Origin of the sequence: Streptococcus mitis (genome assembly GCF_019929545.1) — a bacterium.
Taxonomy (GTDB): Bacteria; Bacillota; Bacilli; order Lactobacillales; family Streptococcaceae; genus Streptococcus; species Streptococcus mitis_BU.
The window spans coordinates 1-17489 of sequence record NZ_JAHZPT010000020.1; the positions used below are offsets into that span (position 1 = coordinate 1).

General features: G+C 39.9%; 17 protein-coding genes. 14 read left to right on the forward strand and 3 right to left on the reverse strand.

Annotated elements, in window-relative coordinates; all coding sequences use genetic code 11:
- Nucleotides 1-104 precede the first annotated feature (104 nt).
- Genes K1I71_RS06625 through tacF form a run of 3 tightly spaced genes read right to left on the reverse strand, consistent with a single transcriptional unit; the run spans nucleotide 105 to nucleotide 3216 of the window.
- Nucleotides 105-914 carry a LicD family protein gene (locus K1I71_RS06625; RefSeq protein ID WP_045607042.1) on the reverse strand — a complete coding sequence of 270 codons (810 nt, stop codon included), beginning with the start codon at nucleotides 912-914 and terminating at the stop codon, nucleotides 105-107.
- A gap of 1 nt (nucleotide 915) precedes the next feature.
- Nucleotides 916-1719 (reverse strand): LicD family protein, encoded by an 804-nt coding sequence (locus K1I71_RS06630; protein ID WP_045597120.1) that lies wholly within the window; start codon nucleotides 1717-1719, stop codon nucleotides 916-918.
- Nucleotides 1720-1728: 9 nt separating this feature from the next.
- Nucleotides 1729-3216 (reverse strand): type IV teichoic acid flippase TacF, encoded by a 1488-nt coding sequence (gene tacF, locus K1I71_RS06635; RefSeq protein ID WP_033687092.1) that lies wholly within the window; start codon nucleotides 3214-3216, stop codon nucleotides 1729-1731.
- 333 nt (nucleotides 3217-3549) lie between these two features.
- Between tacF and K1I71_RS06640 the strand changes: the two genes are divergently transcribed.
- The 14 genes from K1I71_RS06640 (at nucleotide 3550) to leuC (ending at nucleotide 17489) form a co-directional block, all read left to right on the forward strand.
- Nucleotides 3550-4257, forward strand: coding sequence for an IspD/TarI family cytidylyltransferase (locus tag K1I71_RS06640; RefSeq protein ID WP_000638493.1), 708 nt, complete (start codon nucleotides 3550-3552; stop codon nucleotides 4255-4257).
- Between the two features lie 4 nt (nucleotides 4258-4261).
- Complete coding sequence (locus K1I71_RS06645) at nucleotides 4262-5284, forward strand: ribitol-5-phosphate dehydrogenase (RefSeq protein ID WP_000609896.1); 1023 nt, start codon at nucleotides 4262-4264, stop codon at nucleotides 5282-5284.
- A gap of 16 nt (nucleotides 5285-5300) precedes the next feature.
- Nucleotides 5301-6170, forward strand: a complete 870-nt coding sequence (licA, locus tag K1I71_RS06650; protein WP_033687091.1) for a choline kinase LicA — start codon at nucleotides 5301-5303, stop codon at nucleotides 6168-6170.
- Nucleotides 6160-7038 carry a DMT family transporter gene (locus K1I71_RS06655; protein WP_000791828.1) on the forward strand — a complete coding sequence of 293 codons (879 nt, stop codon included), beginning with the start codon at nucleotides 6160-6162 and terminating at the stop codon, nucleotides 7036-7038. The genes licA and K1I71_RS06655 overlap by 11 nt, the downstream gene beginning before the upstream one ends.
- Before the next feature lie 11 nt (nucleotides 7039-7049).
- Nucleotides 7050-7739: a sugar phosphate nucleotidyltransferase gene (locus tag K1I71_RS06660; RefSeq protein WP_000643977.1), complete on the forward strand. Its 690-nt coding sequence runs from the start codon at nucleotides 7050-7052 to the stop codon at nucleotides 7737-7739.
- Nucleotides 7740-7826: 87 nt separating this feature from the next.
- Nucleotides 7827-8675: a DNA-processing protein DprA gene (dprA, locus tag K1I71_RS06665; RefSeq protein ID WP_223330554.1), complete on the forward strand. Its 849-nt coding sequence runs from the start codon at nucleotides 7827-7829 to the stop codon at nucleotides 8673-8675.
- 269 nt (nucleotides 8676-8944) lie between these two features.
- Nucleotides 8945-11032, forward strand: coding sequence for a type I DNA topoisomerase (topA, locus tag K1I71_RS06670; protein WP_223330555.1), 2088 nt, complete (start codon nucleotides 8945-8947; stop codon nucleotides 11030-11032).
- A 105-nt stretch (nucleotides 11033-11137) separates the two neighbouring features.
- Nucleotides 11138-11497, forward strand: a complete 360-nt coding sequence (locus K1I71_RS06675; protein WP_223330556.1) for a YbaN family protein — start codon at nucleotides 11138-11140, stop codon at nucleotides 11495-11497.
- Nucleotides 11498-11589: 92 nt separating this feature from the next.
- Nucleotides 11590-12222, forward strand: coding sequence for a copper homeostasis protein CutC (locus K1I71_RS06680; protein WP_033687084.1), 633 nt, complete (start codon nucleotides 11590-11592; stop codon nucleotides 12220-12222).
- 43 nt (nucleotides 12223-12265) lie between these two features.
- Entirely contained in the window at nucleotides 12266-12922 is a 657-nt protein-coding gene (locus tag K1I71_RS06685; RefSeq protein WP_223330557.1) for an MmcQ/YjbR family DNA-binding protein, read from the forward strand.
- A gap of 303 nt (nucleotides 12923-13225) precedes the next feature.
- The gene (locus K1I71_RS06690; protein ID WP_223330558.1) at nucleotides 13226-14788 is read left to right on the forward strand and encodes a 2-isopropylmalate synthase; all 1563 of its coding nucleotides are present in this window, start codon (nucleotides 13226-13228) and stop codon (nucleotides 14786-14788) included.
- A gap of 11 nt (nucleotides 14789-14799) precedes the next feature.
- Nucleotides 14800-15837, forward strand: a complete 1038-nt coding sequence (gene leuB, locus K1I71_RS06695) for a 3-isopropylmalate dehydrogenase (RefSeq protein ID WP_223330559.1) — start codon at nucleotides 14800-14802, stop codon at nucleotides 15835-15837.
- Nucleotides 15834-16103 carry a DUF1294 domain-containing protein gene (locus K1I71_RS06700; protein WP_101784767.1) on the forward strand — a complete coding sequence of 90 codons (270 nt, stop codon included), beginning with the start codon at nucleotides 15834-15836 and terminating at the stop codon, nucleotides 16101-16103. The genes leuB and K1I71_RS06700 overlap by 4 nt, the downstream gene beginning before the upstream one ends.
- A 3-nt stretch (nucleotides 16104-16106) precedes the next feature.
- On the forward strand, nucleotides 16107-17489 hold the full coding sequence (gene leuC / locus K1I71_RS06705) for a 3-isopropylmalate dehydratase large subunit (RefSeq protein ID WP_223330560.1): 1383 nt from the start codon (nucleotides 16107-16109) through the stop codon (nucleotides 17487-17489).

Below are 17489 nucleotides of genomic sequence, written 5' to 3' on the forward strand. Positions count from 1 at the left end.
TGGGACTTTTTTTCTACACAAAAATAGGCTCCATAATATTTATAGGAGATTTACCCACTACAAATATTATAGAGCCATATTTTTTCTTGTAAACTACTGCTTAATCAGCTTTTGCGATAAGCTTTAATACTGTGGCTATACCATTCTTGCATTTCCTTTGATGGTGGTGTCATATAATCCCCATACATCTGGGTTAAAAATTGATCATATTTTTTAGGGACGGGCAACATACGGCCTTCAAACTCAGTTAAGATGAGTTCTTTAAAGGTATCAACTGGGAAGACTTCTTTCATTCCTTCTTTACCAATACCAATTCCTCCCTCATATTGAGGAGTGTTAGTTGCAGCATTTTTGACTAGCTGATCAATTTTCTTGTAAAAGTAACGGGGATTGACAAATCGGAGGGCGTACCAGCTACATAATCTTAGAAAATCTTTTAACTTGCTGTCACCGTGAACTGCGCGTGATTTTTTAATATAAGCTAGTTGACGAAGGGCTACATACTTATAACTCTTGTCGACAATGCTCAAGTCTGTAAAGCGATCAATTGGGAAGACATCGATAAAGAGACTGGTGTCATGACGCTTGTACTTAACATGATCTTCGATAACAGTAGAAGTATCCAAAATCGATGCGAAATTATGGAAGTACCAAGAAGAAGTGTCGTAGGATAGAACCTTATAACGTGGATTGTCTTCTTCCTCAATAATTTTCAATAAGCGCTCATAATCTTCACGATAAAGGGAAATATCGATATCATCGTCCCAGGGAATCATACCTTTGTGGCGGATAGCTCCAAGCATGGTTCCATAACTTAGAAAATAAGGAATATCATGTTTCTTACAAGTCTCATCAATATAGTCTAGCAGGGCTAGTTGAATTTCTTTAATTTCTTCTTTTTCTAAATACTGCATCCTAATCCTCCAATTTATAAGCGTGAAATTCATGACTGTAGAAGCGTTTTTCTTCTGGTGGTAGGGTCATATAATCTCCATAAAATTGTGTCAAAATAGTATCAAATTTTTCAGGTGCTGGAAGGCTTAAATTTTCAAAGGGAAGATTGATTGTTTTATCGAAGGTACCACTTGGGAAGACTTCCTTTTCCTTAAATTTAGAAGGGATAAAAGCCATATACTGCCCATCCTTACGACTATATTTTTGAATTTCTTTCTCGATTTTATGTGCGAAATAACGAGGAGAAACAGGTCGAAGGAGTAACCAGAATGCTGTTCGTATCCAATCTTTTAAAAGGCTATCTTTATAGACAATATTTTTGTGTTTACTGAAAGACAGAAGTTTGAAGCTTTCCAGTTTATAACAAGTATCAATGACCTTAGGATCATCAAAGCGATCCATAGGGAAAATATCGATAAAAACACCTGACTCATATGTTTTTGTATTCCGAGTATCAATAATTTTGGTCGTACTGTCAGTTATTTTGATAAAGTTGTTAAAGTAGTTCTTATCAGTTTCTAAGGAAAGGAGCTTATATTTGCTTTTCTCCTTTTGAAAAATGTTTATAAATCGTTGGTAGTCTTCTCGAGGCATGGACAGATCAATATCGTCGTCCCAAGGAATAAAGCCCTCATGTCGAACCGCCCCAATCAGAGTACCGTAGTTAATAATATAGTTGATATTGTGCTTTTTACAGAGAATATCAATATAATCCAAAATTTCTAATTCAATTTGTTTGGCATCTTCAATGGTTAGTTGTTTCATTCTATACTCCTAAGATTTTTTGAATTTATTTTTTAAGGCTAGGACATGGTTTAAAAATTCATAGAAAATGCTATCTTTTGTGAAGGCAAGTAGACCAATATAAGAGATGGCTGATAGCAAGACAATCAAACCAGTATTAATCAAAAATGGCAAATTAATGACCATATCCACGGGATACAAGAAATTAATCAGGAAATAAATTCCTACAAAGGAAAGTGAAAAGAGCGAGTATCGAACAGTATAGCTAAAGATATGTCCTAAGTGGATGAGTTGTTTTCTATGGATGAAAATGATATAGAAAACAAGTAGAGAGGCCTCTGATAGCATAGTTGTCAGTAAGTAGTATTCAGGAGCCACGATATTGTTGAAAAAGAGGAGACTATTTAATCCCAAATTGAGTAGCCCAGCAAAGACTGTGTAAACTGTGATTCGTTTTTCATAGCCATTTGTAAAGAGAATTTGGGAACCAAGAATGGTATCTAAGGCCAGGATAATCGTACGAAAAGCGAAGAGAGAGGTTAAGATACCACCTCCGATATATTTTTCACTACCGTAAAGTAGGATGGCATTTGGTCCTAAAACCATGAGTCCAAAACTCAGTGGAATGATAAAGAAGTTAAAGATTCGACTGCCTCTGTTAACAAGTGCGACATAGGCTTCCTTATCGCCTTTTCCTAGATAGTAACTGAGACGAGGCACACTCACTCCGATAGCTCCTGTTACAACACCAGCTATAACGGTCACAATTCGTTGAGCCATGGTATAGTAACTAACATTGACATCAATCCCTGTTTTAACGAGGAAAAGACGATCCAAAAAAGTGAAGAGCATATTGGCATTGGCAAAGACCAACATGGCTGTTAGAGGGAGAAAGAGAGGTTTAAAATCACTTATGTGAATCTTAACAAGCTTAATGTCTCTTTTAATCCAAAAATAACTAATCAGATAGTTAATCAGTGTCGATAAACTCATCACAAGTGTATAGACAACAATATCGTGTTCATTTTTGACAAACAGGAAAATAGATACCAGCATCAGGATACGGATGAAGGCAGTCTTGTAAAAGAGAAAACTGTAATTTTCCAGAGCTTCATTAACCCACTCGATTGAAAAAATCTGTGCAATGAGTTGAATCCCCATAACAAGGTAGACTTTTTTGATGATTGGATTATCAGTAAAGAAGAGAGGATAGGCTAGGATATAGACAGCAGTGGTCAAAATTGTACAAGCTATGCACAAATAAAAAAGACTAGAGAAGGTTCTATTCAGATCTTTTTTGTTATCCTTGACATTACTGATGGCCCGTAAACCGTAGTTATAGACCCCATAAGTCGCAAAGGGTAAGAAAAATGACAAAATTGTGTCGACTGAGTTGAAGTAACCATAGTCAGTTCGGTCCAAGACACGCGCGACGTAGGTACCAGTTAAGATGGGAAAAATAATATTCAAGACACGAATTCCCATGTAAGATAGAGCATTTAATTTTATACTTTTCATTCAATTTACCTCGTTTTTCATTATATCATAAAGTTAGCTAATAAGAAATGAAGGGCAGTAAGTCAAACAATCACTTTGAAGTTTCAAATCTTAATTTTAAGCTTTTTTTAAGAAAACTATATTATTCTGAAGAACTCTAAAATTTCACAGCCATTTATAAGTAATGACTACAGAATTCCTAGTCACTACTAGAAATGGACTAGTTTCTATGAATAATAGAACTCCTTAATCCTTCTATTCTAGAACGGGATGATTAGTATTTCTTTCATGATAGGACTAGATTGTGGTATAATAGAGAGAATAAGTTTTTTTGTAAGACAAAGGAGAAAATAGATGATTTATGCAGGAATTCTTGCTGGTGGAACTGGCACACGCATGGGAATCAGTAACTTGCCAAAACAATTTTTAGAGCTAGGTGATCGACCTATTTTGATTCATACAATTGAAAAATTTGTCTTGGAACCAAGTATTGAAAAAATTGTAGTTGGGGTTCATGGGGACTGGGTTTCTCATGCAGAAGATCTTGTAGATAAATATCTTCCTCTTCATAAGGAACGTATCATCATTACAAAGGGTGGTGCTGACCGTAATACGAGTATTGAGAAAATCATTGAAGCCATTGATGCTTATCGTCCGCTTACTCCAGAGGATATCGTTGTTACCCACGATTCTGTTCGTCCATTTATTACACTTCGCATGATTCAAGACAATATCAAACTTGCGCAAAATCATGACGCAGTGGACACAGTGGTAGAAGCGGTTGATACTATCGTTGAAAGTACCAATGGTCAATTCATTACAGATATTCCAAATCGTGCTCACCTTTATCAAGGACAAACACCTCAAACATTCCGTTGCAAGGACTTCATGGACCTTTACGGTTCTCTCTCTGCTGAAGAGAAGGAAATCTTGACAGATGCATGTAAAATCTTTGTGATTAAAGGAAAAGATGTGGCCTTGGCCAAGGGTGAATACTCAAATCTGAAGATTACAACCGTAACAGATTTGAAGATTGCAAAAAGTATGATTGAGAAAGACTAGTAAAATGATTAATCAAATTTATCAACTAACTAAGCCTAAGTTTATCAATGTCAAATATCAGGAAGAGGCTATTGACCAAGAGAATCATATCCTCATCCGCCCTAATTATATGGCGGTCTGTCATGCGGATCAGCGTTACTACCAGGGGAAACGTGATCCCAAGGTTTTGAATAAAAAACTTCCAATGGCAATGATTCACGAGTCGTGTGGAACCGTTATTTCTGACCCTACAGGAACCTACGAAGTTGGTCAAAAAGTTGTCATGATTCCGAATCAGCCTCCTATGCAGAGTGATGAAGAATTCTATGAAAACTACATGACAGGGACCCATTTCTTGTCTAGTGGCTTTGATGGCTTTATGAGAGAGTTTGTTTCTCTCCCTAAAGACCGTGTGGTGGCTTATGATGCTATTGAAGACACGGTTGCAGCCATTACAGAGTTTGTCAGTGTCGGTATGCATGCTATGAATCGCTTATTGACCCTTGCTCATAGCAAGCGGGACCGAATCGCTGTTATCGGAGATGGCAGTTTAGCATTTGTGGTTGCCAATATTATCAACTATACTTTGCCAGAAGCAGAGATTGTGGTTATTGGTCGTCATTGGGAAAAATTGGAACTTTTCTCATTTGCCAAAGAATGCTATATTACTGACAATATTCCTGAAGATTTGGCCTTTGACCACGCTTTTGAGTGTTGTGGTGGTGATGGTACTGGACCAGCCATTAATGACTTGATTCGCTATATTCGTCCTCAGGGAACGATTCTCATGATGGGAGTTAGCGAGTATAAAGTCAATCTCAATACACGCGATGCCTTAGAAAAAGGCTTGCTCTTAGTTGGATCTTCTCGTTCTGGTCGCATCGATTTTGAAAATGCAATCCAAATGATGGAAGTCAAGAAATTTGCCAATCGTCTTAAAAATATCCTTTATCTAGAAGAACCTGTAAGAGAAATTAAAGATATTCACCGTGTCTTTGCAACCGATTTAAACACAGCCTTTAAAACCGTGTTTAAGTGGGAAGTATAGGTGCTGGAGGTTAATTGTGGAGAAAATCATTAAAGAGAAAATTTCTTCCCTACTTAGTGAAGAAGAGGAAGTCCTCAGTGTTGAACAACTGGGGGGAATGACCAATCAAAACTATTTGGTCAAAACAACAAATAAGCAATACATCGTTAAGTTCTTTGGTAAAGGGACAGAAAAGCTGATCAATCGTCAAGATGAAAAGTACAATCTTGAACTACTAAAGGATTTAGACTTAGATGTAAAAAATTATCTTTTTGATATTGAAGCTGGTATCAAAGTAAATGAGTATATCGAATCTGCGATTACGCTTGATTCAACGTCAATCAAGACCAAGTTTGATAAAATTGCTCCAATTTTACAAACCATTCATGCTTCTGGTAAGGAATTAAGAGGAGAATTTGCTCCTTTTGAAGAAATCAAAAAATACGAATCCTTGATTGAAGAAAAAATCCCTTATGCTAACTATGAAGCAGTTCGAGAAGAAGTCTTTTCCTTAGAGAAAAGACTGGCTGACTTAGGTGTTGACAGAAAATCTTGTCATATCGATTTGGTGCCTGAAAACTTTATCGAATCACCTCAAGGACGACTTTATCTGATTGACTGGGAATATTCATCAATGAATGATCCAATGTGGGATTTGGCTGCCCTCTTTTTAGAATCTGAATTCACTCGTCAAGAGGAAGAAGCATTCTTATCTCACTATGAGAGTGAGCAAACACCTGTCTCTCGTGAAAAGATTGCCATTTATAAAATTTTACAAGATACTATTTGGAGTCTATGGACTGTCTATAAGGAAGAGCAAGGCGCAGATTTTGGTGACTATGGTGTGAATCGTTACCAAAGAGCTGTTAAAGGTTTGTCATATTATGGAGGTTCAGATGAAAAATAAAAATGGAGTTTCTTTTGGTCTACTCTCAGGTATTTTTTGGGGTTTAGGTCTAACGATTAGTGCTTATATCTTTTCAATTTTTACTGACTTGTCGCCCTTTGTGGTGGCCGCTGCTCACGATTTCTTGAGTATCTTTATCTTACTAGCTTTTCTCTTGGTAAAAGAAGGAAAAGTTCGTCTCTCAATTTTCTTAAATATTCGCAATGTTAGTGTTATCATCGGAGCCTTGCTAGCAGGCCCTATTGGTATGCAAGCCAATCTTTATGCGGTTAAGTATATCGGAAGTTCCTTAGCTTCATCTGTATCGGCTATTTACCCTGCGATTTCGGTTTTATTGGCTTTCTTCTTTTTGAAGCACAAGATTTCAAAAAATACTGTATTTGGTATTGTCTTGATTATTGCAGGGATTATTGCTCAGACCTATAAGGTTGAACAGGTCAATTCCTTCTACATTGGGATTCTCTGTGCTTTGGTTTGTGCTATTGCATGGGGAAGTGAGAGTGTTCTTAGCTCTTTTGCCATGGAAAGTGAACTGAGTGAAATCGAAGCCCTCTTAATCCGTCAAGTGACTTCATTCTTGTCCTATCTTGTGATTGTGCTCTTTTCTCATCAGTCATTTGCAGAAGTGGCCAATGGACAATTACTAGGTCTTATGATTGTCTTTGCAGCCTTTGATATGATTTCCTACTTGGCTTATTATATCGCTATCAATCGCTTGCAACCAGCCAAGGCTACAGGCTTGAACGTGAGTTATGTAGTTTGGACTGTCTTGTTTGCAGTTGTTTTCTTGGGCGCACCGCTAGATATGCTGACAATTATTACGTCACTTGTCGTCATTGCTGGAGTTTATATTATTATTAAAGAATAAAGGAGATTCGTGTGAAAGCCATTATCTTAGCAGCGGGCTTGGGAACTCGCTTGCGTCCTATGACTGAAAATACCCCTAAAGCCTTGGTTCAGGTTAATCAAAAACCCTTGATTGAATACCAAATTGAGTTTTTAAAAGAAAAAGGAATCAATGAAATCATCATCATTGTTGGTTACCTTAAAGAACAATTCGATTACTTGAAAGAAAAATATGGTGTTCGCCTCGTCTTCAATGATAAATACGCTGACTATAATAACTTTTACTCTCTCTATCTTGTAAAAGAAGAATTGGCCAATAGCTATGTTATTGATGCCGATAATTATCTCTTTAAAAATATGTTCCGCAATGATTTGACTCGTTCGACTTATTTTAGTGTCTATCGTGAAGATTGTACCAACGAATGGTTCTTGGTCTATGGAGATGACTATAAGGTTCAAGACATTACTGTTGATAGCAAGGCTGGTCGTATCCTTAGTGGTGTATCCTTCTGGGACGCTCCAACTGCAGAAAAGATTGTCAGCTTTATCGACAAGGCTTATGCAAGTGGTGAATTTGTTGATCTCTACTGGGACAATATGGTTAAGGATAATATCAAAGAGCTGGATGTCTATGTTGAAGAATTAGAAGGCAATAGTATCTATGAAATCGATAGTGTCCAAGATTACCATAAATTAGAAGAAATTCTTAAAAACGAAAATTAAAGATTCCAACATCTGGCTAAAATAGTCGGATGTTTTTTTGATTTTTTACGAATAAATAGATGAGTAGAAAAAGAAATGGAGATATTTATGAAAATCACAAACTATGAAATCTATAAGTTAAAAAAATCAGGTTTGACCAATCAACAGATTTTGAATGTCCTAGAATACGGTGAAAATGTTGATCAAGAACTGTTGTTAGGTGATATTGCAGAAATTTCAGGTTGCCGAAATCCAGCTGTTTTTATGGAACGTTTTTTTCAGATAGACGATGCGCATTTGGAGAAGGAGTTTAAAAAATTTCCATCTTTCTCTATTTTAGATGACTGTTACCCTTGGGATTTGAGTGAAATATACGATGCGCCTGTACTTTTATTTTACAAGGGAAATCTTGACCTCTTGAAATTTCCTAAGGTAGCGGTCGTGGGAAGTCGTTCTTGTAGCAAACAGGGAGCTAAGTCAGTTGAAAAAGTCATTCAGGGATTGGAAAATGAACTAGTTATCGTCAGTGGATTAGCCAAGGGCATTGACACAGCAGCTCATATGGCAACTCTTCAGAATGGCGGAAAAACCATTGCAGTGATTGGAACAGGACTGGATGTGTTTTATCCTAAAGCCAATAAACGCTTGCAAGACTACATCGGCAATGATCATCTGGTTCTCAGTGAATATGGACCTGGCGAACAACCTCTTAAATTTCATTTTCCTGCCCGTAATCGCATCATTGCTGGACTTTGTCGTGGCGTGATTGTAGCAGAGGCTAAGATGCGCTCAGGTAGTCTCATTACCTGTGAGAGGGCAATGGAAGAAGGACGCGATGTTTTTGCTATACCTGGTAGCATTTTAGATGGACTATCAGACGGTTGCCATCATTTGATTCAAGAAGGGGCAAAATTGGTCACCAGTGGGCAGGATGTTCTTGCAGAATTTGAATTTTAATACTCTTCGAAAATCTCTTCAAACCACGTCAGCTTCACCTTGCCGTAGGTATGGTTACTGACTTCGTCAGTCTCATCTTCAACCTCAAAGCAGTGCTTTGAGCAACCTGCGGTTAGTTTCCTAGTTTGCTCTTTGATTTTCATTGAGTATAAGAAGAAAGTCCGCTTACTAGACAAACTTTTCTTCGATATATAGTAGCTAAGTCTTGACAGTTATGGCAAAATGGTTTACACTTTATAAAGTTTATTACTTTGAAAAGGTGTGATACTGTGGCTACGGCAACAAAAAAGAAAAAATCAACAGTTAAAAAAAATCTAGTAATCGTGGAGTCGCCTGCTAAGGCCAAGACGATTGAAAAATATCTAGGCAGAAACTACAAGGTTTTAGCCAGTGTCGGCCATATCCGTGATTTGAAGAAATCTAGTATGTCCGTCGATATTGAAAATAATTATGAACCGCAATATATCAATATCCGAGGAAAAGGTCCTCTCATCAATGACTTGAAAAAAGAAGCCAAAAAAGCTAATAAAGTTTTTCTGGCGAGCGACCCGGACCGTGAAGGAGAAGCGATTTCTTGGCATTTGGCTCACATTCTCAACTTAGATGAAAATGATGCCAACCGTGTGGTATTCAATGAAATCACCAAGGATGCGGTCAAAAATGCTTTTAAAGAACCACGCAAGATTGATATGGACTTGGTCGATGCCCAACAGGCTCGTCGTGTCTTGGACCGCTTGGTAGGCTATTCGATTTCGCCTATTTTGTGGAAGAAGGTCAAGAAGGGCTTGTCAGCAGGTCGCGTTCAGTCTATTGCGCTTAAGTTAATCATTGACCGTGAGAATGAAATTAATGCCTTCCAACCAGAAGAATATTGGACAATTGATGCTGTCTTTAAAAAGGGAACCAAGCAATTTCAGGCTTCCTTCTATGGGGTAGATGGCAAAAAACTGAAACTGACTAGCAATGATGAGGTTAAGGAAGTCTTGTCTCGTCTGACTAATAAAGACTTTTCAGTGGATCAGGTAGATAAGAAAGAGCGCAAACGCAATGCTCCTTTACCCTATACCACTTCATCGATGCAGATGGACGCTGCCAATAAAATTAACTTCCGTACTCGAAAGACTATGATGGTTGCCCAACAGCTCTATGAAGGGATTAATATCGGTTCTGGTGTTCAAGGTTTGATTACCTATATGCGTACCGATTCGACCCGTATTAGTCCTGTAGCGCAAAATGAAGCAGCAAGTTTCATTACGGACCGTTTTGGTAGCAAGTATTCTAAGCATGGCAGCAAGGTTAAAAATGCTTCTGGAGCTCAGGATGCCCACGAGGCTATTCGCCCATCTAGCGTCTTTAATACACCTGAAAGCATCGCTAAGTATCTGGATAAGGATCAGCTCAAGCTTTATACTCTTATTTGGAATCGTTTTGTAGCTAGCCAGATGACAGCTGCTGTCTTTGATACCATGGCTGTTAAATTGTCTCAAAATGGGGTTCAATTTGCTGCCAATGGTAGTCAGGTTAAGTTTGATGGTTATCTTGCCATTTATAATGATTCTGACAAGAATAAGATGTTACCAGATATGTCTGTTGGAGATGTTGTCAAACAGGTCAATAGCAAACCAGAGCAACATTTCACCCAACCGCCTGCTCGTTATTCTGAAGCGACCTTGATCAAGACCTTGGAGGAAAATGGGGTTGGTCGTCCGTCAACCTACGCACCAACTATTGAAACCATTCAGAAACGTTATTATGTTCGCCTTGCAGCCAAACGTTTTGAACCAACAGAGTTGGGAGAAATTGTTAACAAGCTCATCGTTGAATATTTCCCAGATATCGTAAACGTGACCTTCACAGCTGAAATGGAAGGCAAGCTGGATGATGTCGAAGTCGGAAAAGAGCAGTGGCAACGTGTTATAGACGCCTTTTACAAACCATTCTCCAAAGAGGTTGCCAAGGCTGAAGAAGAAATGGAAAAAATCCAGATCAAGGATGAACCAGCTGGATTTGACTGTGAAGTGTGTGGTAGTCCAATGGTTATTAAACTTGGTCGATTTGGTAAGTTCTACGCTTGTAGCAATTTCCCAGATTGCCGTCATACCCAAGCAATCGTGAAAGAAATCGGTGTAGAGTGTCCAAGTTGTCATCAGGGACAAATCATTGAGCGTAAAACAAAACGTAACCGCCTTTTCTATGGTTGCAATCGCTATCCAGACTGTGAATTTACATCTTGGGACAAGCCTGTTGGTCGTGACTGTCCAAAATGTGGCAACTTCCTCATGGAGAAAAAAGTCCGTGGTGGTGGCAAGCAGGTTGTTTGTAGCAATGGTGATTACGAAGAAGAAAAGATTAAATAAGAAGAGAGTCCTGAAAGTGAATTTCAGGCTCTTTTTGATTAGGACTTGACAAAATTCATCATTGTATGCGAAACTAGAAGAAGATTATTTTAACTAGGAGAAGTTATGCGTTTTATCTATTTGATAATTGGTTTTTTATCACTGGCTTTGGCTATTGTTGGGGTAGTTTTACCCTTGTTGCCTACAACGCCTTTTCTTTTGTTGTCTATTGCTTGTTTCTCCAGAAGTTCCAAGCGTTTCGAAGACTGGCTTTATCATACCAAGCTCTATCAAGCATATGTAGCTGATTTTCGCGAGACTAAGTCTATTGCGCGTGAACGAAAGAAAAAAATCATCGTATCTATCTACATCTTGATGGGAATTTCCATTTTTTTTGCACCTCTTTTACCAGTCAAAATCGGTCTGGGTGCTTTGACCATCTTTATCACCTATTATCTCTTTAAGGTTATTCCAGACAAAGAATAGTTAAAATAGTAGTTATTTGCCTTGATAAAATTGAAAGCATATTCACAACAATATGATATAATAAATTTAAAGTAATCTTCAAGGAGAATCAAATGATTTATGAATTTTGTGCTGAAAATGTGACCTTACTTGAAAAAGCGATGCAGGCTGGATCTCGTCGAATCGAACTCTGTGATAATCTTGCAGTTGGTGGGACAACACCCAGCTATGGAGTGACTAAGGCAGCGGTTGAATTGGCAGCTAACTACGATACGACCATCATGACCATGATTCGTCCACGTGGTGGCGACTTTGTCTATAATGAACTAGAAATTGCAATTATGCTAGAAGACATTCGGTTGACTGCTCAGGCTGGAAGTCAAGGGGTTGTATTTGGAGCTTTAACTGCTGATAAGAAGTTGGATAAACCTAATCTTGAAAAGTTAATTACTGCATCAAAAGGAATGGAAATTGTCTTCCACATGGCCTTTGATGAATTGAGCGAAGAAGACCAGTTAGAAGCTATTGACTGGCTCAGCCAAGCCGGTGTCACTCGTATCCTAACTCGCGCTGGTGTGTCTGGCGACTCCTTAGAAAAACGTTTTGCTCACTATCACAGAATTTTGGAGCACGCTAAAGGTAAAATTGAAATTCTACCAGGGGGGGGGATTGACCTTGACAACCGTCAAATCTTTATCGACCAACTGGGAGTGACACAACTACATGGTACTAAGGTTGTCTTTTAAAAAATAGAAAGGAACTGCTAGCTTTGGGTAGCAGTTTTCACTTATGTTTGAAATTTTTAAATCCTATCAGTTTAATCAAGAAAAGGCTCATGATTATGGTTTTGTAGAAAATGGTGGAGTGTGGACCTATAGTTGCCAAATTTTGCAGGGTGACTTTGTCATGACTGTGTCCATCACTACTGATAATGTGAGTTTTCAAGTCTTTGACCAGGAGACTGGTGACCTCTATCCTCAAGTCCATATGGAAAGTTTTAAAGGAAGTTTTGTTGCAAGTGTCCGTGAGGGTTGTCTGGAGATTCTCTACCAGATTCGGAAGGCTTGTTTTGAGGTACAGGATTTTATCTATCCTCAGACTAAGCGTACCATGGTTCAGGTTCAGGAAAAGTATGGAAATCAGTTGGAGTATTTGTGGGAGAAATCGCCTGATACAGCAGTGTTAAGACACGAAGGAAATCAAAAGTGGTATGCCGTCTTGATGAAAATCTCTTGGGATAAGCTGGAAAAGGGCAGAGAAGGACAGGTGGAAGCAGTCAACCTCAAACATGACCAAGTAGCTGACTTACTTTCAAAAAACGGCATTTATCCAGCTTTTCATATGAATAAACGTTACTGGATTAGTGTGGCGCTTGATGATACTTTATCAGATGAAGAAGTACTGGAATTGATAGAAAGAAGCTGGAATTTAACCACTAAAAAATGAAACATTTCAAGGATTTTCAATTAGCAAAATATTCTCTACTGAAGAAATTTTCAGAAAATATTGGATTTTTTCTTGACAAGTACTTTTGCCTATGCTAAAATACTAAACAAGATATCAAACGAAGGAGAAAGTCAAACATGAAAGCAGCTAAGTTTAATCAATTCGCTTTGTTGTTGAGGTACTCGGGCTAGTGCAAAAAGCATTAGTCCTGTTTGGCTTACCAAGCGGGAGTGAATCAACATCTCGCTTGGGTTTCTGAGCGAGATGTTTTTTTAAAACCACATTTGGAAAAGGGGAAATCTTATGAGAACAGTTGAATTTCTAGATACCAGCCTTCGGGATGGAGAACAGACACCGGGTGTTAACTTTTCAATCAAGGAAAAAATTGCCATTGCAAGACAGCTGGAGAAATGGGGCATTTCAGCCATCGAAGCTGGTTTTCCAGCGGCTAGTCCAGACTCATTTACGGCAGTTCAGGAGATTGCTAAGGCCTTGAAGAAAACAGCGGTGACTGGTTTAGCACGCTCTGTCAAGTCTGATATTGATGCTTGTTACGAGGCCCTCAAGGACGCCAAGTATCCACAAGTGCACGTCTTTATTGCAACCAGTCCCATTCACCGAAAGTATAAGCTCAATAAGAGCAAGGAAGAGATTTTGGAAGCAATCAGTGAGCATGTCTCTTATGCACGTTCCAAGTTTGAAGTGGTCGAATTCTCTCCTGAAGATGCGACCAGAACAGAGTTGGATTTCCTTCTACAAGTTGTTCAAACAGCGGTTGATGCAGGTGCGTCTTATATCAATATTCCTGATACGGTAGGATTTACCACACCAGAGGAATATGGAGCTATCTTCAAATACTTGATTGAGAATGTCAAAACGGAACGTCAGATTATCTATTCGCCTCACTGTCATGATGACCTCGGAATGGCAGTGGCTAATAGCCTTGTTGCTGTCAAGAATGGGGCAGGACGAGTCGAAGGAACCATCAATGGTATCGGGGAGCGAGCTGGTAATGCTGCTTTGGAAGAAATTGCAGTGGCCCTCAATATTCGTCAAGATTACTATCAAGCAGAAACTAGTATTGTTTTAAATGAAACCATCAATACGTCAGAAATGGTTTCTCGCTTCTCAGGTATCCCAGTTCCTAAAAACAAGGCCGTTGTTGGTGGCAATGCCTTTTCTCATGAATCTGGTATTCACCAAGACGGAGTCCTTAAAAATCCTCTTACTTATGAGATTATCACCCCTGAATTGGTCGGTGTCAAGAGTAACAGCCTCCCACTTGGAAAATTGTCAGGTCGCCATGCCTTTGTTGAAAAACTAAGAGAACTGGCCTTAGACTTTACAGAAGAGGATATCAGACCACTCTTTGCTAAGTTCAAGGCATTGGCCGACAAGAAACAAGAAATCACAGATGCAGATATTCGTGCTCTGGTAGCTGGAACCATGGTTGAAAACCCTGAAGGATTCCACTTTGATGATTTACAACTTCAAACTCATGCAGATAATGACATCGAAGCGCTCGTTAGCCTAGCTAATATGGATGGTGAGAAGGTCGAATTTAATGCGACGGGGCAAGGTTCCGTTGAAGCAATCTTTAACGCTATCGATAAGTTCTTTAACCAATCCGTTCGCTTGGTGTCCTATACTATTGACGCTGTGACAGATGGAATTGATGCCCAAGCTCGAGTTTTGGTCACTGTTGAAAACAGAGATACAGAAACCATCTTTAATGCAGCAGGTCTTGATTTCGATGTGTTGAAGGCTTCGGCTATTGCCTACATCAATGCTAATACCTTTGTTCAAAAAGAGAATGCAGGTGAGATGGGACGCAGTGTTTCTTACCGCGATATGTCTAGTGTGTAAAGGAGAAAGCTATGACAAAGAAAATAGTGGCCCTAGCAGGGGACGGAATCGGTCCAGAAATCATGGAGGCCGGTTTAGAAGTTCTGGAGGCTCTAGCTAAAAAAACAGGCTTTGTCTATGAAATAGACAGACGACCTTTTGGAGGTGCAGGTATTGATGCTGCAGGGCATCCCTTACCTGATGAAACCCTCAAGGCAAGTAGAGAAGCAGATGCCATTCTCCTAGCAGCTATCGGTAGTCCTCAGTATGATGGAGCAGCGGTTCGGCCTGAACAAGGCCTGCTAGCGCTCCGTAAGGAACTCAATCTCTATGCTAATATTCGCCCTGTAAAAATCTTTGAGAGTCTCAAGCATTTGTCACCTCTCAAACCAGAACGAATTGCTGGTGTAGACTTTGTCGTGGTGCGTGAGTTGACAGGCGGGATTTACTTTGGAGATCATATCCTTGAAGAGCGCAAAGCGCGTGATATAAACGATTATAGCTATGAGGAAGTGGAGCGGATTATTCGCAAAGCCTTTGAAATCGCAAGAAATCGCAGAAAAATCGTTACCAGCATTGATAAGCAAAATGTGTTGGCAACATCAAAACTCTGGAGAAGAGTGGCTGAGGATGTCGCACAGGATTTCCCAGATGTGACCTTGGAACACCAGCTGGTGGACTCAGCTGCCATGCTTATGATTACCAATCCTGCTAAATTTGATGTCATTGTGACAGAAAATCTTTTCGGAGATATTTTATCAGATGAATCAAGCGTTCTATCTGGCACACTTGGGGTTATGCCATCAGCCAGTCATTCTGAAAATGGACCAAGTCTTTATGAACCCATTCACGGTTCAGCGCCTGATATTGCTGGTCAAGGAATTGCCAATCCTATCTCCATGATTTTATCAGTGGCCATGATGTTGAGAGATAGTTTTGGACGTTATAATGATGCGGAGAGTATCGAGCATGCTGTTGAGACAAGTTTAGCAGCTGGCATTTTAACAAGAGATTTAGGAGGACAGGCTTCGACCAAGGAAATGACGGAAGCTATTATTGCAAGGTTATGAAGTTAGACGAAAAAATTACTCTAGTCCTTTTGATTTGGAATGTCATGGTTTTCTTGATTTATGGTATAGACAAATCCAAGGCAAGGAGAAGAGCTTGGCGCATCCCAGAGAAAATCTTACTTATTTTAGCCTTTACTTGTGGTGGTTTTGGGGCCTGGTTAGCAGGAATCATCTTTCATCACAAGACTCGAAAATGGTATTTTAAAACAGTTTGGTTTCTTGGGATGGTGTCCACACTAGTAGCCTTATATTTTATTTGGAGGTAATGGATGGCAGGAAAATCGATTTTTGATAAATTATGGGAACGCCATGTCATCACAGGAGAAGAGGGGCAGCCCCAACTCATGTATGTGGACCAGCACTATATCCACGAGGTGACCAGTCCTCAGGCTTTTCAAGGCCTACGAGACGCAGGTCGTAGATTGAGACGACCAGACTTGACATTTGGAACCTTTGACCACAATGTCCCGACAGTCAATATCTACGATATTCGAGATGTCATTTCTAAGGCTCAAATTGATAAGCTGGCTGAAAATGTTGAGGAGTTTGGGATTGAACATGCGGCCCATGGTTCTGAAAAACAAGGAATTGTTCACATGGTTGGTCCAGAAACAGGACGGACCCAACCGGGGAAATTCATTGTCTGTGGAGACAGCCATACGGCAACTCACGGAGCTTTCGGAGCGATCGCCTTTGGAATTGGGACTAGTGAGGTTGAGCATGTCTTCGCTACCCAGACCCTCTGGCAGGTCAAACCCAAGAAAATGCTGGTAGAATTCACTGGAGTTCCTCAAAAAGGAGTTTATTCCAAGGATTTCATTTTAGCCTTGATTGCCAAGTACGGCGTTGCTTGCGGCGTTGGCTACGTGGTGGAATATCGTGGACAAGCTATTGATGCACTGAGCATGGAAGAGCGAATGACCATCTGCAATATGTCCATCGAGTTTGGATCTAAGATGGGAATCATGAATCCGGACCAAATCACCTATGACTATCTCAAGGGACGGGAATGTGTTCCAGAGGACTTTGAAGAGGCTGTGGCGGATTGGAAAACCCTTGTCAGTGCTGATGATGCTGTTTACGATAAGGTTATTCATATGGATGTCTCAGGATTGGCTCCTATGGTGACCTGGGGAACCAACCCTGCTATGGGAGTTGACTTTGACAGTAGCTTCCCAGAAATTAAGGATATGAATGATGAGCGAGCCTACAATTATATGGATTTGGAGCCTGGTCAAAAGCCAGCTGATATTGAACTAGGCTATATCTTTATCGGTTCTTGTACCAATGCTCGTCTCAGCGACTTGCAACTAGCTGCGCGATTTGTCAAAGGAAAGAAAATTGCTCCCAACTTAACGGCTATCGTCGTCCCAGGTTCTCGTCCTGTCAAACGAGCTGCTGAGAAGTTGGGCTTGGACAAGGTTTTCCTAGACGCTGGTTTTGAGTGGCGAGACCCAGGTTGTTCTATGTGCCTAGGGATGAATCCAGACAAGGTTCCTGATGGTGTCCACTGCGCCTCAACCAGCAACCGCAACTTTGAAGACAGACAAGGCTTTGGCGCTAAGACCCACCTCTGCAGTCCAGCCATGGCAGCAGCAGCAGCTATTGCAGGGCGTTTCGTAGATGTTCGGCAAATGCCAGAAGCCCAGTAA